Raw genomic sequence first — 26,000 nt, 5'->3', positions numbered from 1 at the left:
CGTGCACCCTGCCGGCTAATGATCTATAATGAAAACATTGCTTTTTTTTATCGTGATGACGAAAGGGGAACACCTGAAATGAATGATGCTCTACAAAGCTTGGCTGGGGGAATGGCGGGAGAAGGGCTGGACGCTCTGCTCGTCACCGATCCCAAACATGTCTACTACTTGACCGGGTTTGCCAGCAATCCGCATGAACGTTTTCTTGGCCTGCTGCTGATTCGCGGAGAGGAGCCCGTCCTGATTGTTCCGGCACTGGATGCCGAAGCGGCGCATGCGGCTTCCTCCGTCACGACGATCCTGACACACAGCGATACTGATAATCCGTATGAGCTGCTAAAGTCGCAATTTGGCGGCAAAACACCTGGAACACTCGGCATAGAGAAAGAGCATTTCTCCGTAAGCCGGTATGAGCTGCTCGCCGATTCTGTGCCTGCAGCGCAATTTAGCGATATTGGTCCCCTGCTCCGGGCGATGCGCGCCAAGAAGACACCGGAGGAAGTCAGCCGGATGAAACATGCCGCCGAGCTGGTGGAAGAGGTTCTGCGCCGCGGTCTAAACCATGTGAAAAGCGGAGTCAGCGAAATTGAGCTGGTAGCCGAGCTGGAATATCTGATGAAAAAGGTCGGCGCCTCCGGTCCTTCCTTCGACACTATGGTCCTCAGTGGTTCTAACACTGCCCTTCCGCATGGTGTGCCGGGAGACCGCATCATCCAGCCGGGTGATTTCCTGATGTTCGACCTTGGCGTATATGCCGCCGGGTATGCTTCCGACATCACACGGACCTTTGCCGTGGAGGAAGCGGACAGCAAGCTGACCGAAATCTACAACACGGTGCTGGCCGCTAACCTGGCAGGCATTGCCGCTTCCCGAGCAGGAGCTACCTTCGGCTCAGTGGACCGGGCAGCGCGTGAAGTGATCGAAAATGCGGGTTACGGGGAATATTTCATGCACCGTGTCGGCCATGGACTTGGCATGGATACCCATGAGTATCCTTCCCTTCACGGTTTAAATACGGATATTATCGAGAACGGCAACGTATTCACCGTGGAACCGGGCATCTATGTGCCGGGCGTAGGCGGTGTACGTATTGAAGATGATGTCTTTATTACAGCAGAAGGTCCCGTAACGCTGACCAGCTTCCCGAAAGAGCTGACTATCCTCCATTTGTAACAGCATTCCAATATAAGATATGTCCATCAAAAAAAGCAGTGAGCCGACCCCATAACGGGAGACTCACTGCTTTTTTTATGGTCACAATCTATGAAATGCTGCGGCTTTCCGCATCCTTCAGGGCCGGCTCTTCCTCTTCAGCAAACTTAAAGGAGCGGGCAATGTAAAGGATTGGCGTGCCTGCACCGGTCAGCAGGAATTTCACTACGTAGGTAGTCAGCAAAATTTCGATCCACACCTGTATATCGAATCTGCCGGCAAACGCAATGGTGCAAAAAATCAGCGTATCAACAAATGAGCTGATCATCGTACTGCCGTTGGAGCGGATCCAAAGCTGGCGCGAGGTGCTGTAGTATTTGCGGATCCACGAATACAGGCGCACGTCGAGGAACTGGCTGATGAAATAGGCAGCAAGGCTTCCCAGCGCCAGACGCGGCATCAGTCCAAAGATCGTTTCCAGCGAGGTCTGGAAAATGGGATCTCCCTGCGGTTTGAACACCAGCGCCATCTGCATAATCACCGTAGTCATCAGCAGGGTGAAAAAGCCGAACCATACGGCATTGCGCGCTTCCTTCCGCCCGTACCGTTCATTAAGCAAATCGCTGGTCATATACAGCGTTACATACATCGTATTGCCCAGCGTCATCACGATGTCCAGCGGCATGGCAATCGTCTTGGCCACTTGAATATTGGCGATGACCGTAGCAACTCCAACCCAGGCATACAGCCCCTTTTTACCAAAGAGACGGTAACAGAGCAGAAATAGGCCGAAGTTGACAATAACGAACAAAATTCCCCACAACAAATTAAACATTTTTCTATACTTCCTCCTAGTTTTGGTTACGCGGGATGGTTACGAACCGCGGATATTTTGTTTATTGGAACAAAACATTAATACTCTACCATATAAAAAGCTAACATTCTATGAGAATTTTAAATTTTCAGAAAAGAAGAATGTTGTCACTTATTTTCGGTAAATAAATGGTTCATTCGACAATTATTCATATTTTTCTGAAAATATGCGTTATAATTCAATTTTTTCACTATTCAACCGGAGGTTAATTCTATAGAATAGTTATCAATCATATCCCCGGAACGATAGCCTGATATATGACCAACATCAATGGAGTATATAGCTGTGTGCCCGCTTATAAGCGTTGGCATGGGATCGATGCATTCAAATAGAAAAGGAGAGAATGGATATGTCACGCTTTAAGAATTCAATCAGCCGCAAATTTACACTTTTGTTGTTTGTCGTCCTATTGCTCACATCTCTTGTGTTAAGTATCAGCTTCTACTTTATATCAATGAGTACCATCGACGGCTACGTAATGCCGCAAATTAACAAGCTTCTGACCGGGGCCGCTCAGGATGTCTACAAGAATTTGAACGCAACCCACGCCCAGCAGACCCTGAGTAAGAGTGCACAGGCCACCACGAATGTCGAATACTATTTCCAGGAAAAAAGAAAGCTGCATGATGTGGAGACCATTTTCCTCATCGAAATGAAAGATGGAAAGGCCACCGTACTGGCCGCAGATCACGGCTCAAAGCTGAAGGCTGAAGAAAGCCTTAAGGTATTGCCCGCTATGGAACAAGCCGCTAAAGGAAAAACGGGGCTTAGTGAAATCTATAGTGACAGTCACGGTATACATAAGACCGCCTATGTCAGTGTTCCTGGCAGCAAGATGGTCATCGGAGTAAGTTCTGACGTTGGTTTTGTTGAAGACAAGATAAACAGCATCGTTTGGGCAAGTATAGGAATTACACTGCTGTCGCTGATCATTGGAACCGCCGCCGCGACCTTTATGAGCCGGAAAATCACACGGCCGCTCTCTCAGCTTACCGCTTATAGCAATAAGCTCGCTGCCGGTGATTTCACGCAGAATCTGGTTATCAAGGGCAACGATGAGGTCGGCCAGTTGTCGGTGAGCTTCCAAAGTATGGGACAACGGCTTAAGGAAATGATCGGGCAGGTGCTCGATACTTCAGGCAGTGTCGTCGCCGATGCCAATGATCTGAAAGCGCGTGTTGAAGTGCTGGGCGAAATGGCCGAGCGTTCGGCGCTATCCGTTACGGAGATCGGCAAAGGCAGTACAACTATTGCCAGCAGCGCACTGGAGAACTCCAGAGCCATGGAAGAAATCAATTTCGGCATTCAGCATATCGCATCCGCAGCCGGTGAAGTCACCGAGCAGATCAGTGAAGCTGCAGCGGAAGCTATGGGCGGCAATGAGGTTGCCCAGAGTGCCGTACAGCAAATGCGTCAGGTGGAGCATGCCTCTCAGAAGTCGCTGGAGCAGTTCCGCATCATGAATGAACGTTCCCTGATGATTGGCGGGGTTGTCCAGGGCATCACCGAAATAACCAAGCAGATTCAGATGCTGTCGCTGAATGCTTCCATTGAAGCGGCACGCGCAGGCGAGCATGGCCGCGGTTTTGCTGTTGTAGCCGGAGAAGTCCGCAAGTTGTCCGAACAGTCCAAGGAATCCAATGAGCAGATCCGCGACTTCCTGCTTAGCCTGCAGGAGGATATGAACCGTTCGGTGGAAGAAATGAATCATGTGAACTCGGAAGTAGCCTCGGGCGTAGGCAAAGCGGTGGAAGCCGGCAATGCCTTTAATCAACTGCTTATTCTTATTCAAAGCATCAATCACAGCATTCAGTCCGTATCTGCCGCCACCCAGCAGATTTCGGCCGGCACCGAAGAAGTAAGCGCCTCGGTGGAGGAAACCGCACAAATCACCGGCAAATCGCAAGCCAGTGCAGAATTGCTTGCGGAGAACTCCTCACGGCAGCATGAGGAGCTGGATGGCCACTCCCTGACTGTGGAGCATCTGCATGAACAAGCGGTGAAGCTGCAGGAAGCTGTGAAACAGTTCAAGATTTAAAGAGAACCCGCTTCTTTCGAACCATATCAAAAGGCAGTCCACAGCTTATCAAAGCTTGGACTGCCTTTTTGTTAGATTGCGCTGCAATTTAATAACGCTCTTCCCCTCCAGATCAGTGTCTCGGTGCCCACAGGATAACCGATACCCCAATCACACAAATACCTGCACCGATCCAGTCATACAGATCCGGTGTCTTCTTGTCCACCAGCCAGCCCCAAAGAACGGCAAGCACGATGAACACACCGCCATAGGCGGCGTACACCCTGCCGAAAGAAGGGAACTTCTGCAAGGTGGGGATGATGCCGTACGCAATCAGAATTAGTGCACCAACGAGGCCGTACCAGAGCGGCCGCGACTCCCGCAGCCACAGCCAGATCAAATAACCGCCGCCGATTTCAGCCAGACCGGCAACAATAAACAGCAGAACCGCCAGCACCATTCTTACCCCTCTTCTCCGGGAAGACCCATTATTCTGTAAACTGCCTCCATATCAAGGCTGGCTCTTACGGCATCTGCCAGGCGGTCGAATTCCTGCTCGCGGAGCGCTGCCGACGAGAAGGTCCTGGCCAGCGGGGCAAGACCTTTGGCCTGCCGTATTCCGTCAAGCCAGGCTCTGCGCAGGCTATCATTATGAAACAAACCATGCAGATAAGTTCCCCATATTTTGCCGTCCGGCGTACCCCAACCTTCAGGCAACGTCTCCCCATCCGGTCCCGTCAGGTGGAACAGGCTTCTGACGCCTGCACCTTCATGTTTTGTCGTGGTACCCATATGAATCTCATATCCGGCAACAGTAATTTCCTCAGCCGCTCCGGGGTCAAGGCCGCATAATTGCAGCGGATGATTACCAGCCAGCGTGCCGCTCACACGCACCGTCGTCTTATGCGGCAGAAATTCCGTGGACAGGGGCAGATAGCCCAGCCCGTCACTATCCCCCGGCTCCGCATTTTCAACAGCATGCGGATCGAGCAGCTTCCGCCCCAGCATCTGGTAACCTCCGCAAATCCCGGTAAGCTGCAGTGTTCCGTGCTCCAGCGCATCCGTTATTGCTTCAGGGAAGCCCTGCTCCCGCAAATAATTCAGGTCTGCCGCCGTATTCTTCGTGCCCGGCAGAATGATGGCATCCGGTGTGCCCAGCTCCTCTACGGAGGTCACATAACGCACGGCGGTATCCGGCTCGTCCTCCAGCGGATCGAAGTCGGTGAAGTTCGATATTCTCGGGTAGCGGATGACCGCAATATCCAGCTCCTTCGCGCTGCCGGGCTGCATACGGCCCGAAGTCCCTTCCAGTACTANACGCACGGCGGTATCCGGCTCGTCCTCCAGCGGATCGAAGTCGGTGAAGTTCGATATTCTCGGGTAGCGGATGACCGCAATATCCAGCTCCTTCGCGCTGCCGGGCTGCATACGGCCCGAAGTCCCTTCCAGTACTACGGAATCCTCCGCCTCTATCCGCAGCTGCGGCAGAAACGGCAGCACACCAAGCACCGGGATCCCGGTGCGCTGCTCCAGCCAATCCAGACCGGGCTGCAGCAAGGACAGATCTCCGCGGAATTTATTGATAATGAAGCCTTTGACACGCGCCCGCTCATGCGGCTCCAAGAGTTCGAGTGTACCAACCAGAAAGGCGAATACGCCACCTCTGTCAATGTCTGCGATCAGCAGCACCGGCGCATCCGCCCAGCCTGCGAGATTCATATTAACGATATCCCGCGCCTTCAGGTTGATCTCGGCCGGACTTCCCGCCCCTTCCATCAGCACGATATCATAAGCTGACCGCAAACGATCCAGCGCGTCCAGCACCGTCCCTTTGGCTTCCGGCAGAAACTTCTCGCGGTATTCCCGCGCGCTCAGCGCCGTGTGCGGTACGCCATGGACGACGATTTGCGCGCTCATCTCGCCCGATGGCTTCAGCAGAATCGGATTCATGTCGCTGGTAGCCGTAATGCCGAATGCTTCGGCCTGCATGCCCTGGGCACGCCCGATTTCTTTTCCGTCCACGGTGACATAGGAATTCAGCGCCATATTCTGCGACTTGAAGGGCGCCGTCCGGTAGCCGTCCTGTGTCATAATCCGCCCGATGGCTGCAGTAACGAGGCTCTTGCCGACATCCGAAGCCGTTCCCTGCATCATCAGCACGGCCGCCCGCTGTTTCTTCTCTTGTGTGTCCGCTTGGTTCTTCATGCTCTTCTCCCCGCTTTCTTCCTGCTGCCGGAGTACTGGCGAAGCAGTTGTTCTTGTTCTAGCATACGCCGGAAATGCAGCTCTCCGCAGAGCCTTCCGGCTACATCAGGTTGTGCTGCAGCAGCACCAGCAGGAGCAGCAGCGCTACCTCCAGCAGCTCGTTCAGCGCGCCGTATACATCGCCGGTGAGCCCGCCGAGCCGGCTGCTGATCCGCCGCGCCGCGAGGTGGCCGCAGAGCACTGCGGCCACCGGGGCAAGGCAGGCCGCCGCCAGATGCTGCGGCCAGGTGCCGCTTGCCGCGCCGAGCGCAAGTGGCGCAGCGGCAGCGGCCAGTGAGAGCAGCGCGGCGGTGAGCAGCGCGCGCCGCTCCTGCCGGGGCTGCAGCTCTGCGAAGCTGGCTGCCAACCCCTCATTGCCGCGGGCAACAGGATAGCGGGCCATCGCCCGCACCATATACCAGCGGCTCCAGACCGGCGGCAATAACAGCAGCGGCAGCTCGTAGAAGGTGCCGCCTTCAATAAATGCCGCCAGCAAGGCGGCCTTCAGCAGCAATAGCAGCACGCAGGCCAGGACGCCCATCGCTCCTACGCGGCTGTCCTTCATGATCTCCAGCATCCGCTCCCGCGAGCGGTAGCTGAGCAGTGCGTCGGCGCTGTCCATCCAGCCGTCCAGGTGCAGCCCGCCGGTCAGCCCTACCCACAGGATGAGGGTGATTACAGCGGCAGGCCAAGCCGGCAGCAGCCAAGCCGCTGCAGCAGCGCATAGCGCAGCACTCCCCCCGATCGCCGCGCCGACAAGCGGATAATAGACCACGCTGCGCCGCAGCAATTCACGGGAAAAGTCGCCGCCGCCCTTTACCGGAAAACGCGACAGGAACTGAAAAGCGGCAGCAGCATCCTCCCGCGCGCTCATAGCAGATACTCCCTGCTTTTCAGCTCAACCGGTATTCCGGCAGTGACGAGAAAGACCTGCTGGCACTGCCGGGCCAGCAGCGCATTCATCCGTCCGGCGAGATCACGGTACAGCCGTCCCAGTGCATATTCCGGCACGATGCCGTCGCCAACCTCGTTCGTAACCAGAACGAGCGTCCCCTGGAAAGACGCCACACTGTGCTCCAGCCTGGCGATTTCCTGCTCCATCCGCTCTTGTCTGTCCGCCTGCCCTTCCACGGCCAGCAGCACATTGGAGAGCCACAGGGTCAGGCAGTCTACAAGCACCGCCTTTCCCCCGGAGAGACGCTCCAGCAGAGCCGGCAAATCCAGCGGCTCCTCCAGCGTCTCCCACTGGCCGCCGCTTTCTTCGCGCTGCTGCCGGTGCAGGGCAATCCGCGCCTTCATCTCTTCATCGAACGCTTGCCCGGTCGCCACATAGAAAGCCTGACCGGCCAGCGACAGTGTCAGGCGTTCGGCAAAGCTGCTTTTGCCGCTGCGCGCGCCGCCTGTTACAAGGATGCTCATCGGTTCTCCGCCCCGGATACCCCTGCGCTTTCGAAGGTGGCCATTTCGCGCATAATCCGGCACACCGCCTCAATCAGATGAAGGCAGAGGGCACCCCCTGTTCCTTCGCCAAGACGCAGCCCAAGGTCGAGCAGTGCTTCCAGCCCCAGCCGCTCCAGCATCAGCTTATGCCCCTGCTCCCCTGAGACATGGGAGGCAATCATATAATGGATGGACTCCGGTGCAAGTGCTTTGGCTGCAAGCGCTGCGGCGCCGGAGATGAAGCCGTCAAGCACAACGGGAACCCGTGCAGCGGCTGCACCCAGAATAAGCCCGGCCAGACCGGCGATTTCAAGACCACCTACCTTAGCTAACACGTCGATAGCATCGTCCGTATCCGGTGCATTGATCTGCAGCGCCCGCTCCACCACTGCGATTTTATGGCGCAGCCGCTCATCGTCAATGCCAGTCCCCCGGCCTACAGCGGTCTCTGCCGGGATGCCTTCCAGTGCACACAGCACCGCAGCGCTGGCTGTCGTATTGCCGATGCCCATTTCGCCGGTGATAAGTATCTCCGTTCCACTCTTCACCGCTTCCTCCGCCACGCTCACTCCGGCCAAAATGGCTCTCAGCGCTTCCTCCCGGCTCATCGCCGGTCCCTGCGCCATATTGCAGGTTCCACGCCGCACCTTGCGGTCAATCAGCTCCGGATGGCTCAGGTCACCGCCTATCCCGATATCCACCAGCTTCACCTCTGCCCCGCCTTGGCGGGCCAGCACATTCACCGCTGCGCCGCCGCCGAGGAAATTATGGGCCATCTGCACCGTAACCTCCTGCGGAAATGCGCTGACTCCCTCACTGCAGACACCGTGGTCTGCAGCCATGACCACTACGGTGCGTTTGCCGTAGCTTGGCTGTTCCACACCGGAGATTCCCGCCAGCCGGACGGCTAATGCCTCCAGCCGGCCAAGGCTTCCCGGCGGCTTGGTCAGGCTGTTCAGCCGGTCCTCGGCGCGCAGTATCGCTTGTTCATCGGCGGGGACAATCCGCCCAATCACTTCTTCTAAAGCTGAAATCATAGTTACTCCTCCTGTTTCTTCTATTACAACTCTATTTAAATAACCGTAGCTCCACGGCACAAAGCCCCCTTCTCCAAAGAAGGGGGCTTTGTGCTGCCACTGCTGCTGCCGCGAACTATTTTAGTGCATACCCCTATTTCTTCCTTAAGGATTATAGGTGATATAGCAGGATCATACAATTACATTTTTACCTTCATGCACTTGGAAAGCTGTCTATACCGCTGCTTCCGGTTGCAGAGCTTTAATACTGTCTTGTGGAGAATTTCTTTACACGTATGATCATTTGCATTCACGCTTGCATTCACACTTGCATTTTCGTTTACATTCATATTCTTACTTTCATAAACCCTTCCATCCGCTCCAGCGCTTCGGTCAGCCTCTCTGTGGATGTCGAATAGGAGCAGCGGATATGCCCCTCGCCACCGCTTCCGAACACATGTCCCGGAACTGCGGCGACTCCAGCCTCCCGCAGGAGGCGCAAAGCAAATTCCTCCGATTTCAGTCCGGTATGAGCGATGGACGGGAAGGCATAGAACGCACCCTGCGGCTGATGGCAGTGAAGTCCGATGGTTCTGAGGCCCTCCACAAACAGGGTTCTGCGCTGCCGGAAGCATGCCTTCATCCGGTCTTTGTCGGGCAGCCCGCTACGCAGGGATTCGATCGCGGCAATCTGGCCCAGCACCGGCGCACACATCGCGGTATACTGATGAATCTTCAGCATCGCTGCCAGCAGCTCATGATTCCCGCAGACATAACCGACACGCCAGCCGGTCATGGCGAATGCCTTCGAGAAGCCGCTGATCACTATCGTCCGCTCCTGCATGCCGGGGAGCGAAGCGATACTAACATGAGTGCTGTCATAGGTAAGCTCCGCATAGATTTCATCCGAAAGCACGAGCAGATTATGCTCTTTTACAACTTCTGCAATCGGCAGCCAGTCCTCATAGGACATGACCGCTCCCGTAGGATTATTCGGAAAATTCACTACCAGCAGCTTCGAGCGTGGGGTGATGGCCTTACGCAGCGCTTCCGCTGTAAGCTTGAAGCCCTGCTCTGCCGTAGCTTCCACCTCAACCAGCGTCCCTCCGTTTAAGTGGGCAATCGGCGAATAAGCAATATAGCTGGGAGAAGGAATGATGATCTCATCACCCGGAGCCGTGAAAGCGCGCAGTGCCAGATCAAGGGCTTCGCTGCTGCCCACCGTAACCATGATCTCGTCCGCAGGATGATACTGCAGTCCAAAGCTGCTCCCCAGATATTGGGCGATCTCTTCTCTAAGCTCAAGCAATCCGGCATTCGGGGTGTACATCGTTTCCCCGCGGTTCAAAGCACGGACGCAGGCAGCTCTTACATGCTCAGGTGTAGCGAAATCCGGTTCACCTACGCCCAGTGATATAATATCGTTGTTACCGGCAGTGAGATCAAAAAAAGCCCGGATGCCCGAAGGCGCAATCTCCCGCACACGGGGAGCTATCCAATCCTCTGCCATCTTGCGGTTCTCCTTAAGCATGACCTGCTACCTCTTGCCTTTCTTCTTCCATCTTCGTCTCCGTTACCTCTTGCGTTACTTGGACTGCCTGATTCGCTCGCCGTTCCTTCAGAGAACCCGCGATAATCTCATCCAGCAGGCTGCTGAAGGTGAATCCGGCCGCAAGTGCGCTTTTGGGCAGCAGGCTCGTTTCGGTCATTCCCGGCAGCGTATTGACCTCAAGTACGTAGGGATTCCCATTCTTCAGCAGCATATCCACCCGTGCATATACCGAGCATTTCAGCGCACGATAACAGGCCAGCGCCGCCGCTTGCACCCGCTCCAGGATCTCGGCAGGCAGCTGAATTACCCGTTCGTCGGCTCCGCCCTGCTCATATTTGGAGCTGTAATCGAACCAGTCCGCGCCCAGCGCATGGATGCCGATAACGGGCAGCAGGGTTCCGCCGAGGATCGGGCAGGTAATCTCCTGACCTTCGGTATACGATTCGACGAGTACCGACTGGTCTGCGGCAAAAGCTTTCTCCACCGCGCTCCGCAGCTCCTGCGAGCTATTCACTTTGGTCATCCCGATGCTGGAACCGCCTGAGTTCGGCTTCACCATCACCGGGTAACCGAGCCGTTCCACGGCTTCCGGCGCAACATCCTCCGTCCGGTCCCAGCACAGCCAGTCAGGCGTAGGAACACCTTTGCTGCGGAGAATTGTTTTGGACAGATGTTTATCCATGCACAGGCTACTCGACAGCACGCCACTTCCGGAATATGGGATGCCAAGCGTCTCCAGCGTCCCCTGAACCGTTCCATCCTCACCATAGGTTCCATGAAGGGCCAGCAGCGCAAAATCCAGACCTTTTACCTGTCCGATCAGCTGTTCACGCTCTGTAATAACCACCGGGACAACCTCATATTTGCTCCGGTCCAGGTGCTTCAGCATTTCTCTGCCGGTATTCAGCGACACTTCATATTCAGAGGAAACCCCGCCCATTATTACGCCTACTTTTATCATCCCCATAACCCCTTTTCATCCCAGTAGTTGCCGTGCTGCCCTGCCGATAATCTCGATTCCCCTGCGGATATCCCCGTCAGCCACCCTGGAGAAGCCCAGGCGCAGCGTGTTTTGTCCTGTTCCATTCGTGAAGAAGATATCCCCCGCTGTAAAAATAACCCCCCGCTCACGGCAGGCATCCAACAGCTCTCTTGTACTAAAGCCTTCGGGAAATGTTACAAAAAGATGCAGTCCGCCGTCTCCGCTTAGCCCAACATACGGCAAATACTCCTTGCAGCATTCCAGCGTCAGCTCGTATTTCCGTTTATATTCCGTTCGCGCTCGTTTGAGGTATTTTTCCAGATGGCCGCCGAGCAGATATTGATACAGAATGGATTGATCCAGCGTTGAAGTATGAATACTGCGGGCTCTTTTGACACTTTCCAGATAGTAGATCAGCTCCTGATCAGCCAGCACCCAGCCTACACGCAGTCCGGGAAACAACACCTTGGAGAAGCTGCCAAGATAGACGACGCTGTTCCCGCCGCCCGCCGCCGCGATTAACGGAGCCACATGCGAACCCGAATAGCGCAGCTCTTCGTTGAAGCCGTCCTCGATGACCGGCACCTTGTACTCCGCCATCAGCTTCATCAGCCCTTGTCTTTTTTCGGGGGACATGACGATGCCGGTAGGATTGTGATAGGAAGGCACAAAATACGCGCAGTCATACTCCCGCTCCTCCAGCGCCCGTTTCAGTTCACCGAGGTGGATGCCGTCCCGCTCCATGGTTACTCCAGTGATTTCAAATCCATTCAGCCGCATATTTTTGATCGCCGTATGATGGGTCGGATTCTCGCATAGCACCTGCCCGTGCTTCTGGCCAAGTGCGGACAGCACCAAATCGAAGCCTTCCGTAAAACCATTCGTAATCAGCATATCCTTGCCGCGCATATCCACGCCCTTATGCTCCATATATTGCCGCAAATAGTCTATTAAAGGCTTATACCCCTTGGCATAGCCATAGTTCAGCAGAACGTTGCCCTCTACGGACATGCGGTCCAGAAAGGCCCGCTTTACATTATCCAGATCAAACAGGCTCTCATCGGGCGCAATACTGGTAAAAGAAATCGTGCCCTTCTCCGCGCGGATTCCGCGCTTCATTATATCCAGTTCCTCCGCCAGCAGCGCGCGGCTGTTCATCCGCTCTTTCCAGTCCACGGTCCAGGAGGGGGCCGCTGCACTCTCAGTAGAGGCAGCAAGCGAAACATAACTTCCTTGACCCTGCACCGTATACGCAAAGCCGTCATCCGTAAGCCCCGCATAAGCGGAAATAATCGAATTGCGGCTGACTTTCAGCAGTGTGCTGAGCTCGCGTGTCGACGGAAGCTTCTGGCCGCCTTGGAGGGCGCCTTTTAGAATGAGATGCTTCAAATAATCCTTCACCTGAATATATACCGGACGTCCGGCAATGAGCTTGAAATCCTTAAACATGCTTCAATCGCCCCCATAGCTATCATGGCACAGTCGCCAGCGTAAAAAAAGAACCACAACCCCGGGATTTTCTTCCGGTGTGGTTCTATGACGGGATAACCCATGCGTCCCGCGGTGATATAGCTTTTTAATTACATAATGTGGGTACTTTTCTGGGCACCGAGTCTCTGCAGACCCACAGCTTCCCAGCTGTATACACGGCACACGGACTAATCAACGCCTGCATTATGGGATTCCTTCTAGTGCTTACACTTGTCTTAGGCTGAACGGTCTATTGAAAAAGGATTACCACTGCCACTTGCCTCCGCTCCGTACCAGTGTAAGTACTGCCACCGTTCCAGGCGGCGGAGCGGCGGCAGTACGAAAAGTCACGTCCTCCAAAGCCCGTGCCAGCAGCTGGCGGATTACACCGCCGTGGGTCACCAGCAGCACACGCAAATGCAGCGGCTCTTCACTAGGGTGGTGGTCCGGAGCGGCAGTTTGGACGGTACTGTCTTCAGGGAGCAGGCTTAATTCAGCCTCATCCCCGCTTGCTTCGGCTGACTGCCTTAGTTCCTTTAAAAACGAGTCCAGCCGCGCTTCGAACGCCTCCCAGGATTCCCCGTCAGGCGGCGTGACTTCGGCAGGATCATCAATCCAGCTTCGATAATCGAGATTATTCTGCAGCTGCTCATAAGTACAGCCCTCCCACGCGCCGAAGCTCATCTCACGCAAACGGGAATCATAAAGGGCCGACGCCTCAAGACCTGGTGCGATGCAAGCCAATGTCTCCCGGCATCTGCGCAAATCGCTGCAATATACCCGCCAGAAATCTCCGCGCAGTTCAGGCTGCTCCCTGAGCGCAGTCAACTCCTCCTGTGCTCCGGGCAGCAGAGGAAGATCTGTGCTCCCCAGATAACGGCATTCCTTATTCCACTGTGTATGGCCATGGCGGAGAAGAACTAACTGGAGCTTGAGTACTTTGGGCAGTACTTGATCCAGTTTTGGAGCCAGCACCAGTGCTTTCTCATCCCTCGGCCTTGGCTCTTTCCTTATCTCCTGCTCTAGCACTTGTTTTAGTTTTGACTCTTTTCCGTGCTTTTGCCTTTGCTGTTGTTCTTGCTTTTGCTCTTGCTCTTGCCTTTGTTCTTGCCCTTGCCTTTGTTCTTGCTCTTGCCTTTGTTCTTGCTCTTGCCTTTGTTCTTGCTCTTGCCTTTGTTCTTGCCCTTGCCTTTGTTCTTGCCCTTGCCTTTGTTCTTGCCCTTGCCTTTGTTCTTGCCCTTGCTCTTGTTCGCGCACATGCTCATGCTCATGCTCATGCTCTTGTCCATGTCCATGTGTTAGATCTGTCATGCTCGCCGCTCAGCCTCCGATCCAAATCCATGCCAATGCTGCGCAGAAGCAGACGAATATTGCCGAAGAGAGCAGCATCAGCCGGGAGGTCACAATAATATCCTCCGGTTCCATAGCACGCAGCGGGTCCCCCATGTAAGCCCGGAACGAAGTGATGCCGTGATAGACATTTTCGCCTCCCAGCCGAATGCCCAGTGCTCCGGCAACTGCCGACTCCGGGTAGCCGCTGTTCGGACTGGGATGAAGGCGGGCATCGCGAAGTACGGTGCGCCAGCAGCCCCGCCAATCCAGCCGCAGCAGCCAGGCGCATAAGGTTAACAACAGCGCAGTGATTCGCGCCGGTATGTAATTGACCACATCATCGAGCCGGGCGGATGCCCAGCCGAGGTCGCGGTATTTGTCGTTCTTGTAGCCGACCATGGAATCCAGCGTGTTCACTGCACGGTAAGCCATGGCCAGCGGTGCACCGCCCAGCAGGGCGAAGAACAGAGGGGAAATAATCGCATCGACGATATTCTCCGCTACGGTTTCCACAGTGCCGCGGACAATCTCCGGGCTGTCCAGCCCAGCCGTATCGCGGCCGACGATCATCCCCAGCGCCCTGCGCGCTGCGGGATGATCACCCTTGCGCAGCTCGACATATACGGCAAGCCCTGCCTCCTTCAATCCTTTGGCGGCAACCGTTGTGGAGAGCAGCCAAGCCCCGGCTGCCCAGCCGAGCCAGGGAGATACCCAGGACAGCAGTCCGACGAGGAGTGCTGTCAACCCCCAGGCTCCGCCCGCCACCAGCAGCGGCAGCAGGATCCCGGCCCGCTTCAGACTCCGCGGCTGCGAGACAAAGCGGCGGATCAGCCGCTCGATCACAGAGATCGCCTTCCCCATATACACTACCGGATGGGGAAGACTCCTTGGATCGCCTACGATCAGGTCCAGCACATAGGCTGCCAGCAATATTAACGCAAGACTCACGGGCGCTCACCCCGCCGGGTTATCAGGAATTGACTGCTCATTGCCCACTCGTCCTAGCCTGCTCCTGTTGAGCAGATGGCACAGCTTGGGTCTGTCGAGCGGATGACACAGTTTGAGCCAGTGGAGCAAGTGGCACAGCTTGAGCCATGGGGGCGCTTTGGATGGCTTGCGCCTTGGAATCGTCCTGCACAACTTGATCTGTTTGAGCCGATATTACTGGTTCAGCCAATTGTTCCACCTTGGCTGGCTGCACAGAATGCGCCGGCTGCACAGATTTCACCGACTGCAGGCTGCCGGTAACAGCGGCATACACCAGCCGGCCAATGGCGCCGCCAAGATCAGTCGCTGTTCCTGCATAGACATGCTCCGCGCCGTAGCGCCCGCTTTGGCTCACCGCAAGCACAATCGCATCCGTGGTTGTGCCGGTTGCAATCAGGCCGTTCTCGGGATCAGTGACGCCGAGATCGGCCAGGGCGGCAGCTTTGGCTTCGGCTGCCGTCATTACAGCATTGACCATCGCCGCCGGAGTCAGCCGTCCGTCAATGCCGAGCATAATATTGATCGTGCCGGGGCGGTAAGCCGCCAGCACGGGGCGCTCCACCCCGGCGCGCGCGGCATTGCCCGAAGCGGCCGTCACACAGCAGAAGATGCCTGCCGAGCCGGTATCTTCTTCTATCACAGCTGCGTGCTCCAGCGGCACAGCAGTCATAAGGCCCGCACAGCCTTCTTGCGGGTACCCCCATTCGCGCAATTTAAGCTCCATATCCCGCACAGGATCGCTGCACTCGTAATCACGACTGACAAATTGGTTGACGGCCCGCTGTAGACGCCCCATTCCCCCGCCGTACACCGCACTCGAAATCCCATCCGCCTCAGCCGGGAACTCCAGCAGCAGATGTCCTTCCTTCCATTCCAGCACAAGCCCCGGCCATACCCTGCTCAGGTACACAGTTCCCCCGCCGGTAAGATTAAAAGGGATTTTCACTTCATCCATCTTCTATCCGTCTCCCCTCACAGTTCTTTTCCAAACTCTATGCACAGCATCAGCCTTGTTCGCAGTTTCAACCTCGTTCACACTTCAGCTCCTTGTTCATAGCTTACTGCGGCTCCGTAACTCCTACTGTAATTGTACTCAAAAAACAGGTAAGAAGAAGCGTGCCATCCAGCCGATCTCCCTAAACCTTGCCGCACAAGGAGTGAATAACATAAGACTTTCATCAACGTTGGATTCCTGCTAAGTATAGAAGGGCAGCCAGATCACTATGACTTTTATAAAAATAACCTTAGCTCTCTAACAAACCTTTTCTCTACTAACAAACAATATCTCAGCTGACATACCTCTTCACCTCTAACGTACTTCTTTTCAACTAAAATACTTCTTCCCCTCTAACCTACCTCTTCTCAGCTAACGTACTTCTTCCCCTCTAACCTACTTCTTCTCCTCTAACCTGCCTCTTCTCATCCTCAGCTATAGAGATAACTGCATTCTGTACAACTAAAAACACTCATTTCAGGAGGGAATTTGATTTAGTTGCACTCCGTACATCTAAAAAGCCCGGTTTCAGCAGAAATGTCCATTTCAGCTACTCTTAATTGCACAAAATACAAGTAACTCTCAAACTACCCTGCAGCCGCACCTGATAGTTGCAGAAAATACATCTATTCCTTAATCTCATCACACTCATATTCGCTTCTACAGCCAGCAGATCTGCAAGCACATTACAAATAGTTGCAGCTCGGATCGCTATGACTGCCCCCTCTGCTAATCTTCGCAGATTCATAATGTTCGCAGCTTATGCCTCCAACATATATCTGTCTAAGATGCAGCTCAGCCGATCATAAAAATTCCCCCTGCATAATCTCCGCCATCTGCCGGAGCAGCCGGGCATTGTCGTCGCGCCCCCGGACCGCGACGCGGATATGGCCGTGCCCCAGGCCGGCATACATGGCGCAGCTGCGCACCAGGATGCCGCTGCGGCCCAGCCTGGCCTGCATTTCCTGCGCGCTCCATGGCGCAGGCAGGCCGGCGAGCAGGAAGTTGGCCTCGCCCGGCGGCACAGCACAGCCGAGGTGCAGCAGCCCCTGCCGCAGCACCTCCCGCTCCTCCGCGATTAACTCGCGGGTGTTCGCTTCATAGGCTTGCCCGCTGCGCAGGCAAGCTTCCCCGGCCAGCAGCGCCAGGCCGTTCACGCTCCACGTCACCTGCTTGGCGGTCATTGCCGCCGCAAGCTCGGGATGCGCGACCGTGAATCCCAGGCGCAGCCCCGGGATGGCATAGAACTTCGTCATCGAGCGGATCAGCACCGTCTGACGGTACTCCGCCAGCTCCGGCAGCAAAGATTGCCGCCGCTCCCCGGGAATGAAGTCGATGAACGCTTCATCGACCGCAAGAATGGCCCCGCAGCGCTCCGCCTTGCGTGCCAGCAGCCGGAGGTCGTCCAGCGAATACTGGACGCCGTTCGGATTGTTCGGCTGGCCGAGGAACAGCAGATCGACCTGCTCCAGCAGTCCGGCAATGCTCTGCACACCGGCCCGGTATTCCTGTTCCTTCGTACCCTGAACGGACAAGACCTCTGCACCGAACTGCTCCGCAAGCTGGCGGTACTCGGAGAAGCAAGGCTCAATGATCCCCACCTTGCGCGGTGCTGCAGCCAGCAGTAGCAGCGCCATTGACTCTGCTGCCCCGTTGCCCACCGTAATCCAGCCGCTGTCCACTTCAAGACTCTCCGCCATCAGCGACTTTAATCGGCGGTGCCCGGGATCGGGATAAGCCGTGACGGCTTGCCTGGAATCACCCAGCAGTTCAAGCACGCCGGGCGGCGGGCCCAGCGGGTTAATATTGGCGCTGAAATCAAGAAACAGGCCGTCCCCTACCCCATAGAGTTCCGCTGCTGTCAGCAAATCACCGCCGTGGCCATATTTTTCAAGCATAGTTCTGCACTCCCTCTGATCTTCCTCGCGGGTATGTTCTTCATTGACCCAATTATTGCCCCTTTGCCAAGAGTACGTCAATGCCCCGGTATCAGGGAATGCGCAGTTGGGCACTTCAGCACACACGGCTGCTTATATGAAGAATGTTTTCTATTTTGTGAAATGCAAGCTTTTAGTTTAGAATAAATGCAGTAGTTAATCATGCCTAAGCGGAGGAATACACTATGCTTTTTATCGATAACACAGGAATCACAGACGCATCGATTAATCTGGCGATTGAAGAGTTTGCGCTTAAAAACCTGCCGATGGACGAAAGCTATCTGCTCTTTTATATCAACAGTCCGTCTATCATCATCGGCAAACACCAGAATACGATTGAAGAGATCAACCAGGAGTATGTAAAAGACAACAACATCCAGGTCGTCCGGCGGTTGTCCGGCGGCGGGGCTGTCTATCATGACCTCGGCAATCTCAACTTCAGCTTCATTACCAAAGACGACGGACAGTCGTTCCATAACTTTCTTAAATTCACCCAGCCGGTCATCGACTATCTGCAGTCCATGGGTGTAAATGCCGAGCTTAGCGGTCGCAATGACCTTCAGGTCGGCGAGCAAAAAATTTCCGGAAATGCCCAATTCTCCACACGCGGACGTATGTTCAGCCATGGAACCTTGATGTTCAACCTCAATTTGGATGATGTGCAGGCTTCGCTCAATGTCAATCCGGAGAAATTTAAATCCAAGAGCACCAAATCCGTGCGCAGCCGTGTGGCCAACATTAAGGAGCTGCTCGGCACTGAAATGACGATTGAGGAATTCCGCGAAGGCCTGCTGCGTTCCATCTTTGGCATGGAGCCTTCCGAGGTTCCACAGTACAAGCTGACCATGGACGACTGGGTGCGGATCAATGAAATTTCCAAGGAGCATTACCAGAACTGGGATTGGAACTACGGCCTGTCGCCGAAAAGCAATGTGAAGCATACCCGCAAATTCCCGGCAGGACTTGTCGATATCCGCATGGATATTGAAGACTCCATTATTCAAGAGATCAAAATTTACGGTGACTTCTTCGGCGTCGGCGATGTGGCAGACGTAGAGAACGCACTGCGCGGCAAACGTTATGAACAAGCTGAGGTCAGAGACGCTCTGTCCGGGCTCGATCTGAAGCATTATTTCGGCCGCATTGAGCCGGAGGACTTTATCGGGCTTATTTTCCTGGAAGAATAGCTTTTCGCAAGTGGAAACGGCTTTGCCGTCCTTTTTAAGGACGGTACCGTTTCAGCGAGAAATAGAAGGATAAGTTATCGTGTGAAACATTTAAATTCTTATATTTGAACAAGAACCAGCCAATCTCCATTAACCGGAGTCTGACTGGTTTTTTAATGAAACAGCGGTTTCCAGCGCCGTTCCTTCCTCTCTTCACATTCAGCTATGCTTTGGAAAGCTTGCGCTTCTGGTACAGCAAAAGTCCTGTTACAAAATATATTACGGTGAGCAGCGCAATCATTATGAAATCAAACCATACCTCATGTAAGCCTGCTCCATCGTTCAAAATGTGATTAAAAGCATTGGCGGTATGCGTAAGCGGCAATAAATCTGTGATCCCAAAGGAATGCCCGTGGATTGTAAATATATTCATCTTCGTCAGGGGGAACATACTACCTGAAAAAAACATTAGAATAAAGAAAGGAAAACAGCCGACAGTTAAAACATCAAAAACGGTATTCAGGAAGCTTGCTACCACTAAGCTTATAGCAACCATGGAGAAGCTCGACAGGATCCCAACGACAAGGATGGCGCCAAATCCTCCTGCCGGTCTGTAGCCTAACCCAAGCGCCGTCCAGTAGGACAGAACAATGGCCCCTGCTGCTACGATGGCTTGCGTAATACATATACCGGCAAGGAAATTGAAGGCTCCAAGACGGCTGAGCTTCAACCTTATAAGTGTCTTCTTATCATTTTCCTTTACAATGGAAGCTGTGGCTGTAAACAGGATCATTAAAACAGCCAAAGAGATTAAACCCGGAACATAACCTTCAAATTCGTTCAACGGCTGTTTTTTCTCCAGAAAAGTTTCATTTATACTTGCGGGCAATATTATTTTCGCTGCATCCATCCCCTGTTTGCTTACAGCATCTGCCACCCATACCGCAGCAACCGGATATCGCATATTCCCCATACTTCCATAAAAGTTTATTTGAGCAGGGTCTGCATTGTTCCCGGCAGCCTTGCTGCCTAATTTGTCAGAATAATCTTCTGGGATCACGATTCCTATATCTACGGCCTTTTCCTTAATCTTTGCCCTTAATGGCTCCTCGCCACCGAAACCGGTTACATTAAATAGTTGCGAGTTGCCCTGCCCCTTCATATTCTCCAGATTGCTGATTAATTCGATGGACGCGTGGCCTGAATCCAAATTCAGAACGCCTAAATGATAGGTGGTAGGCCCTCCCCCGTAAAAAAGGTTCATCAGTACTAAAAAGAACGGAGAGAACATCAAAACCATCGCGAGAACTTTCCAATCCCTTATGTTTTCCTTAAAGGATTTGGTAACCGAAGCCGCCAGTCTCATTCCCGCAGCCCCCTTCCAGTCACAGCAATAAATGCATCCTCAAGCGTCCGCTTGCGGATCGTCATATCCTCTATATGTATGTTAAAAGCTTGCAATCTCTGGTTCACCTTCGGAATAAGCTCAAGAACTCCACCCGCCCCCAGCAAAAATAATCCATCCGAATAGGTTCGCTCTGTACATTCATCCGGCATTGACTTCAGGACTTGATGGGCCAAATCTGCGCTTACCCCATTTACCCGTATCTGCAGAAGTTCTCCCTCCCCGGATTTTGCCTTGAGCTTCTCAGGAGTGTCTATCAAAAGCACCTTCCCATGGTCCATGATGGCCACCCTGTCTGAAAGTCTATCGGCTTCATCCATGTCATGTGTAGTGAGGATCACCGTTTTTTCTTGTGCCAGCTGTCTGATGAAGTCACGTACGAGTATTCTGCTCTGGGGATCAAGCCCTGCCTGAGGTTCATCCAAAATAATCAGCTTCGGGTCATGGACAAGTGCCAGCGCGATATTGAGTCTTCTTTGCATTCCGCCTGACAGCGTCTTGGCAAGCTTATTTCTTTTCTCCCAAAGTCCAAGCGATTGCAGCAGGCTTTCTGCCTTATTACCGGCTGCTCTGGAACTTAGCCCGTAGGCCATACCGGCAAATTTCAATTGTTCAAGGCAGGTAAGCAGCTCCCAGATGACGATTTCCTGCGGACACAGCCCAATCATCCCTTTTACACGCTCATAGCCGGAAGACATGGAGATTCCATTTACAGTAATACGGCCTGAATCCACTTTGAGAAGACCGCACAGCATTCTTATGGTAGTCGTCTTACCGGCACCATTGGGTCCAAGCAACCCGAATACCTCTCCCTTACGAACCGAAAAGCTTACATTGTCTACTGCGGGCAGTTCACCATATGTTTTGCTTAATCCTTCTACAGAAAGAAAGTTCTCATGCTCCATACATTGGATTACTCCTTTCGTTTATTTCAGCCAGACCTGTTCAAACCGTTCAACCAGAAGCTCAATATCCTCCTCAGGATGAATCATCGCATAAGAAACAACCCCATCGAGTGCCCCCATCAAGGAGATCCCATAGGCTTCAGGGTCCCTAAGATCAGTCTCTCCGGATTCCACTGCTTTTTGAAACATCCCTACAAAGAACGCGGTGCTTTGATTTACATATTCTCTGTAATACTCCATAAGGGCCGGAGCTTGCAAAGCCTTTGACATCGATAAGAAAAAAAAGCTCAATTCTCGTGGCCTGCTTGCCCAATAGTTCAGATATTCTTTAATATATTGTCTTAATCCATCCATAACACTGCTATTCGAGTAAGCCTTTTCTGCCATTTCCATGATTGGCTCCGAAAGCTTCTGATTCGCCTCCATCAGGAGGACTTCCTTATTGGGAAAATGATGATAAAAGCCGCCTTTGCTGACACCGGCCCGCTTGGCTATAGCATCTACAGATGCGCCATCATAGCCCTTTTCGAGAAACTCTTCTACGGCTGCCATGAGCAGAGACTCCACTCTATGTTCCTTTAACTGTTTTTTTGTCATATTCCGTTCTCCATTCCGACCGTCGGTATGTTCAATATAACAAGGACTATTGGTGATATCTGTGAATTAATTAACATCTTGCTCAAGAAGGACGAGAAAAAAGGCTCCCCGCTGCAAGCAGCGGAAAGCCTTCAGTGCCCCAGAGGGGGCTTCGCCCGTCTCAAGGGGTGAGTACAAATGCATAAATGACCAGTACAAGCGTAAACACGATACAGAGATTCTCTACTGCATCGCCCTTCTTCGTGCCGGTGCTCATCAGCTTAAGCCGAAGCTTGAAGGGGATCGGAGGCAGCGGGGTAATTCCGCGCTGAGTCAACGAATCCGCCAGCAGATGCAGCGCATAGGACAGGCCTCCGGCAATCCACAGGCTGCCGCCGTCATTCATTTCCAGGGAGGCAAAATAGAGCAGCGCTCCCCACCCGGCCACTGCGTAGAGCGTATGTGTCAGCCCGCGGTGCGGGACCACGGAGGACACGACCAGCACGCAGGCGGCAATGTAGTTCCACGGGTCGTAATCGTCCGCGAACGCGAACAGTGCCAGCGCAATCAGCAGCATGACGAGATGCCGCAGCCTCCTGCCCGGCAGGAAGGACACGCTGCCCACCAGCAGCGCCAGGGCGATATTCCAGGGCGGAGCTGCAACCTCGGCAAAATAGAGATACACCGCTGCTCCGATCAGAGCCACCTGCAGGATGCGCAGCAGGAATTCGGGAATCGCCTTGCGCACCAGCAATGAATTCGGCTCATCGATATCGGGGAGCAGTGCGCTAACTGCCGCCACGGCGATCGCCGGAATCGTGATTTCATAGCCGAGCAGATTCATAACAGAGAGGGTAACCCCGGTGCTGATTACTAAATGGGATTTGCCCATCATAGAGAACCGCTCCTTTCTAAGTTGTCGAAATAAGAACAAGTGTGCGGTTATCGAAGTATACCAAGGTCTGGATTTTTTGTCCAGCCTGGCCTGAATGATTGAGCTTCACTCCTTATACCAGCTGGCCTTTTGCGCAGTTTCGGCTTGTCCTTCCCCCTGTTTTAGGATACAATTTGGACAACTTGATACAGCAGCTGAACTCTATCTAACCCTTATTATATTCCAGGAAAGGATGACCACTGTGACCCGCTCCCGAATCGCCGATCTCAGTCTGCTGCTGGTAGCGTTGATGTGGGGCTCAACGTTTCTGATTGTACAGCATGCCGTCAGAGTGCTGCCGCCTCTCGCTTTTAACAGTATCCGGTTTACGGGTGCCGCTCTGCTGCTGGCGCTGATTACCGCTGTTTTTTACCGCCATGAATGGAAAAAGCTAAGCTGGCGCATGGTGGGCCACTCCCTGCTGCTCGGCCTTTTTTTGTTTATGGGCTATGGCTTCCAGACGATGGGCCTGCTGTACACGACCACTTCCAACACCGGATTCATTACCGGTCTGTCGGTGGTGCTTGTCCCCTTCCTGTCCTTGGCGCTGCTGAAACACGCTATATCCCGTTATACCTGGTTTAGTGCAATCCTGGCGGTGGCGGGACTTTATCTGCTGACCTTTACCGGCTCGGCATTTTCCCTGAATAAAGGCGACGGCCTGATTCTGCTCTGTGCTGTCGCCTTTGCGCTGCAGGTTGCCTATACTGGCGTGTATGCTCCGCGTTATCCGGCGCTGCCGCTGGCGACGCTGCAGCTCGCTTTTGTCGGACTGTTCAGCATTGTGGCTTCGCTCCTTGTGGACGGAACCGCACCGCTGGCTCACAGCGGAGCGCTGATCCTGAAACCGGATGTGCTGTGGGCACTGCTGATATCCATTGGCCCGACGAGCGCGTTTGCCTTCTGGATTCAGACCGCCTGCCAAAAGTACACCACCCCGTCACGGGTAGCCATCATTTACGCTACGGAGCCGGTATTCGCCGTCTTGACCGGCCTTGCCTTCGGCGGTGAGACACTAGGCATCTCCGCTGGTTTCGGCTGCCTCTGCATCCTTGCGGCCATGCTAATGGCGGAGCTCAGCCCTGAACCGGCCAGGAACGGAGTTCTGCAGCAGGATAGAAACTGAGCCTGAAGCAGGACTGAACAGCAGTACAAACCCATCACCACAAGCCGGAAATACAAATACAAATAGATAAAACTAAGGAGAGAACCACACACATGTACAAATTGATTGCTATCGATATTGACGACACCCTGATCAATGATGAGAAAGAAGTAACTCCCGCAACACAAACCGCACTGGAACAGGCCGTTGCCGCAGGCGTTGTCGTAACTCTGGCTACCGGTCGCGCTTATGCTTCAGCACAGGCCATCGCCCGTCAAACGGGACTGAATGTGCCAATCATCACCTATCAAGGCGCATTGGTGAAGAACCTGATGGATGAAAAAGTACTGTACGAGCGTTATGTCCCGCAGGATGCCGTACGCAGGCTGTTCACCTACTGTGTGGAGCATGACCTGCACCTGCAGACTTATATTGACGACAAGCTGTATGCCCGCGAAGAGAACCAGAAGCTGATTGATTACTCCGCGCTGAACGGAACTCAATACTATATTGAGCCGGATTGGGAAAAGCTCGTTCCGCAAAAAACGCCAAAAATGCTCATCATCGACGATCCCGCATTCCTGGACGAACTGTCGCCAATTCTGCGTGAGCTGCTGGGCGATTCCGTCCACATCACGAAGTCGAAGCCGCATTTCCTGGAAATCATGCATCATGAAGGCACCAAAGGCCTGGCGCTTGAGTTCCTTGCGGCCCACTTCGGCTGCGAGCTGTCCGAAACCATTGCTGTGGGAGATTCCTGGAACGACCACGAAATGCTGGAAGCTGCCGGCCTCGGCGTCGCTATGGCCAATTCCATTCCTGCGCTGAAGGAAATCGCTGATTTCATTACACTCAGCAATAACGAAGACGGTGTTAAGTTCGCTATCGATAAATTTATTCTGAATAACGTAGAAGCTTAAGCTGAGGTAAACCTTAGGTGGTGTGCTGTAATGATGGGGAATGCGGATGATTCGGCGGGAACCGGGATTTTGAAGTGTGCGATTGAAGATCGCATAAGTAACCCCCTGCTTAAATGTATTTGCTGCAACTATTTGGGGCAAAAACGATTGATTTTGAGAAATAGTTGTATTCCGTGCAATTAAAAAAGACGAAAACCTGCTTTTCAGCCGGAACCCGCCTATTTAATTGTACAAAGTGCAACTATTCCCCAATTGCTACCGAAGAGTAAAGATATAGTTGTATGAAATACAGTTAACCGCAATTACGAATAAGCAGATCGCTCAGTCTGTATGATGAACCGCTCATTACCTGACTGCTGCTTACTCAACTAATTAATAGTACGCGTTCTGTTGCTCAGGGCCGCATTGACGCTACTGTATATCGCATATTAATTCTCCGCCCTGGCCATTATGCAAAAGGGTGCTTAGTCCCGGGTCTGTAGACCGTGACTAAGCACCCTTTTGTTGTCTAGCGTGGCACAGCTAGCAGCATTCCGGGAAGTCTATTGGCTCCGCGCCTATCATCATCGCTTTTACCTCACCAGCACACCTACGCTCCGCACCTGTCATATGGCCTCTACCCCGTCAGCTCCCGCTCCCCGCCGCCAGTGAGCTCCTGCGCTGCGCTCCAGTCCTCCAGACCATCTCCCTCTTCCAGCTCCAGCTGGGAGTGGTAGAGTCCATGGTAACGCCCCTCAGCCGCAAGCAGCTCATCATGACTGCCGCGCTCCACAATTTTTCCGTTCTCCATCACCAGGATGACATCGGCGTTCTGGACCGTCGAGAGCCGGTGGGCGATGACGATTGTTGTTTTGTTGTTCATCAGCTTTCCTATGCCTGCCGGACACAAATGGGGCTGTCCCAAAAGCCATGAAATGGCTGCTTGGGACAGCCCCTTGGTTTTGGAGTAAGATGTATGTTTTCGCTTGGGTGGACGCTCCGCGAACGGACCG

General features: G+C 53.8%; 23 protein-coding genes and 1 pseudogene. 5 read left to right on the top strand and 19 right to left on the bottom strand.

What is annotated here, in order from left to right; genetic code table 11:
- Positions 1–78: 78 nt before the first annotated feature.
- Complete coding sequence (locus ACAN56_RS30040) at positions 79–1,173, top strand: M24 family metallopeptidase (protein ID WP_379147484.1); 1,095 nt, start codon at positions 79–81, stop codon at positions 1,171–1,173.
- Positions 1,174–1,261: 88 nt separating this feature from the next.
- On the opposite strand, the gene ACAN56_RS30035 is transcribed toward ACAN56_RS30040, so the two are convergent.
- Positions 1,262–1,987 carry a queuosine precursor transporter gene (locus ACAN56_RS30035; RefSeq protein WP_038587178.1) on the bottom strand — a complete coding sequence of 242 codons (726 nt, stop codon included), beginning with the start codon at positions 1,985–1,987 and terminating at the stop codon, positions 1,262–1,264.
- A gap of 388 nt (positions 1,988–2,375) precedes the next feature.
- Here ACAN56_RS30035 and ACAN56_RS30030 point away from each other — a divergent pair, with 388 nt between their 5' ends.
- Positions 2,376–4,064: a methyl-accepting chemotaxis protein gene (locus ACAN56_RS30030; RefSeq protein ID WP_038587176.1), complete on the top strand. Its 1,689-nt coding sequence runs from the start codon at positions 2,376–2,378 to the stop codon at positions 4,062–4,064.
- A gap of 112 nt (positions 4,065–4,176) precedes the next feature.
- Here ACAN56_RS30030 and ACAN56_RS30025 read toward each other — a convergent pair whose 3' ends face one another.
- From ACAN56_RS30025 to cobD, 13 genes are all read right to left on the bottom strand, one after another.
- A complete protein-coding gene (locus ACAN56_RS30025; protein ID WP_076112675.1) occupies positions 4,177–4,503 on the bottom strand; it encodes a YnfA family protein in 327 nt (108 codons plus the stop codon).
- Positions 4,504–4,505: 2 nt separating this feature from the next.
- Positions 4,506–6,248, bottom strand: coding sequence for a cobyric acid synthase (locus ACAN56_RS30020; protein ID WP_379147481.1), 1,743 nt, complete (start codon positions 6,246–6,248; stop codon positions 4,506–4,508).
- A gap of 100 nt (positions 6,249–6,348) precedes the next feature.
- Positions 6,349–7,161, bottom strand: a complete 813-nt coding sequence (gene cobS, locus ACAN56_RS30015; RefSeq protein WP_379147479.1) for an adenosylcobinamide-GDP ribazoletransferase — start codon at positions 7,159–7,161, stop codon at positions 6,349–6,351.
- Positions 7,158–7,706, bottom strand: coding sequence for a bifunctional adenosylcobinamide kinase/adenosylcobinamide-phosphate guanylyltransferase (cobU, locus tag ACAN56_RS30010; RefSeq protein ID WP_038587167.1), 549 nt, complete (start codon positions 7,704–7,706; stop codon positions 7,158–7,160). Before cobU ends, cobS begins: the two co-directional genes overlap by 4 nt.
- Positions 7,703–8,764, bottom strand: coding sequence for a nicotinate-nucleotide--dimethylbenzimidazole phosphoribosyltransferase (gene cobT / locus ACAN56_RS30005; protein ID WP_379147476.1), 1,062 nt, complete (start codon positions 8,762–8,764; stop codon positions 7,703–7,705). The genes cobU and cobT overlap by 4 nt, the downstream gene beginning before the upstream one ends.
- 325 nt (positions 8,765–9,089) lie before the next feature.
- Complete coding sequence (locus ACAN56_RS30000) at positions 9,090–10,274, bottom strand: aminotransferase class I/II-fold pyridoxal phosphate-dependent enzyme (RefSeq protein WP_379147474.1); 1,185 nt, start codon at positions 10,272–10,274, stop codon at positions 9,090–9,092.
- Complete coding sequence (locus ACAN56_RS29995) at positions 10,267–11,256, bottom strand: D-alanine--D-alanine ligase (RefSeq protein ID WP_379147472.1); 990 nt, start codon at positions 11,254–11,256, stop codon at positions 10,267–10,269. The genes ACAN56_RS30000 and ACAN56_RS29995 overlap by 8 nt, the downstream gene beginning before the upstream one ends.
- Positions 11,257–11,271: 15 nt before the next feature.
- Positions 11,272–12,726 carry an aminotransferase-like domain-containing protein gene (locus tag ACAN56_RS29990; protein ID WP_379147470.1) on the bottom strand — a complete coding sequence of 485 codons (1,455 nt, stop codon included), beginning with the start codon at positions 12,724–12,726 and terminating at the stop codon, positions 11,272–11,274.
- A gap of 285 nt (positions 12,727–13,011) precedes the next feature.
- Positions 13,012–13,722 (bottom strand): histidine phosphatase family protein, encoded by a 711-nt coding sequence (locus ACAN56_RS29985; protein ID WP_379147468.1) that lies wholly within the window; start codon positions 13,720–13,722, stop codon positions 13,012–13,014.
- 59 nt (positions 13,723–13,781) lie between these two features.
- Positions 13,782–14,018: a hypothetical protein gene (locus ACAN56_RS29980; protein ID WP_379147466.1), complete on the bottom strand. Its 237-nt coding sequence runs from the start codon at positions 14,016–14,018 to the stop codon at positions 13,782–13,784.
- Positions 14,019–14,067: 49 nt separating this feature from the next.
- Positions 14,068–15,027 (bottom strand): adenosylcobinamide-phosphate synthase CbiB, encoded by a 960-nt coding sequence (gene cbiB, locus ACAN56_RS29975; protein ID WP_379147464.1) that lies wholly within the window; start codon positions 15,025–15,027, stop codon positions 14,068–14,070.
- A gap of 37 nt (positions 15,028–15,064) precedes the next feature.
- Positions 15,065–16,021, bottom strand: coding sequence for an adenosylcobinamide amidohydrolase (locus ACAN56_RS29970; RefSeq protein WP_379147462.1), 957 nt, complete (start codon positions 16,019–16,021; stop codon positions 15,065–15,067).
- An 842-nt stretch (positions 16,022–16,863) separates the two neighbouring features.
- Entirely contained in the window at positions 16,864–17,958 is a 1,095-nt protein-coding gene (gene cobD / locus ACAN56_RS29965) for a threonine-phosphate decarboxylase CobD (protein WP_379147559.1), read from the bottom strand.
- Positions 17,959–18,182: 224 nt separating this feature from the next.
- On the opposite strand from cobD, the gene lplA reads away from it, so the two are divergent.
- Positions 18,183–19,184, top strand: a complete 1,002-nt coding sequence (gene lplA, locus ACAN56_RS29960; RefSeq protein ID WP_038587155.1) for a lipoate--protein ligase — start codon at positions 18,183–18,185, stop codon at positions 19,182–19,184.
- A gap of 202 nt (positions 19,185–19,386) precedes the next feature.
- Here the strand turns inward: lplA and ACAN56_RS29955 are convergent, their stop codons facing one another.
- The 4 genes from ACAN56_RS29955 to ACAN56_RS29940 all read right to left on the bottom strand — a co-directional run bounded on the left by ACAN56_RS29955 (position 19,387) and on the right by ACAN56_RS29940 (position 22,944).
- The gene (locus ACAN56_RS29955) at positions 19,387–20,529 is read right to left on the bottom strand and encodes an ABC transporter permease (protein WP_379147459.1); all 1,143 of its coding nucleotides are present in this window, start codon (positions 20,527–20,529) and stop codon (positions 19,387–19,389) included.
- The gene (locus tag ACAN56_RS29950) at positions 20,526–21,473 is read right to left on the bottom strand and encodes an ABC transporter ATP-binding protein (RefSeq protein ID WP_038587149.1); all 948 of its coding nucleotides are present in this window, start codon (positions 21,471–21,473) and stop codon (positions 20,526–20,528) included. Before ACAN56_RS29950 ends, ACAN56_RS29955 begins: the two co-directional genes overlap by 4 nt.
- Before the next feature lie 21 nt (positions 21,474–21,494).
- Positions 21,495–22,070: a TetR/AcrR family transcriptional regulator gene (locus ACAN56_RS29945; protein WP_038587146.1), complete on the bottom strand. Its 576-nt coding sequence runs from the start codon at positions 22,068–22,070 to the stop codon at positions 21,495–21,497.
- A gap of 160 nt (positions 22,071–22,230) precedes the next feature.
- Positions 22,231–22,944 (bottom strand): metal-dependent hydrolase, encoded by a 714-nt coding sequence (locus ACAN56_RS29940; protein WP_038587143.1) that lies wholly within the window; start codon positions 22,942–22,944, stop codon positions 22,231–22,233.
- A 241-nt stretch (positions 22,945–23,185) separates the two neighbouring features.
- Between ACAN56_RS29940 and ACAN56_RS29935 the strand changes: the two genes are divergently transcribed.
- Positions 23,186–24,109: a DMT family transporter gene (locus ACAN56_RS29935; protein WP_038587142.1), complete on the top strand. Its 924-nt coding sequence runs from the start codon at positions 23,186–23,188 to the stop codon at positions 24,107–24,109.
- Positions 24,110–24,201: 92 nt separating this feature from the next.
- The gene (locus ACAN56_RS29930) at positions 24,202–25,008 is read left to right on the top strand and encodes a Cof-type HAD-IIB family hydrolase (protein ID WP_379147455.1); all 807 of its coding nucleotides are present in this window, start codon (positions 24,202–24,204) and stop codon (positions 25,006–25,008) included.
- Positions 25,009–25,624: 616 nt separating this feature from the next.
- On the opposite strand, the pseudogene ACAN56_RS29925 reads toward ACAN56_RS29930, so the two are convergent.
- Positions 25,625–26,000: pseudogene (locus ACAN56_RS29925) on the bottom strand (hypothetical protein); the annotation flags it as partial.

It is taken from the genome of Paenibacillus paludis (genome assembly GCF_042610515.1).
Lineage (GTDB): Bacteria > Bacillota > Bacilli > Paenibacillales > Paenibacillaceae > Paenibacillus_AQ.
The sequence above is the reverse complement of the archived record's forward strand: the minus strand, read 5'-3'. Positions and strand labels throughout refer to the sequence as shown.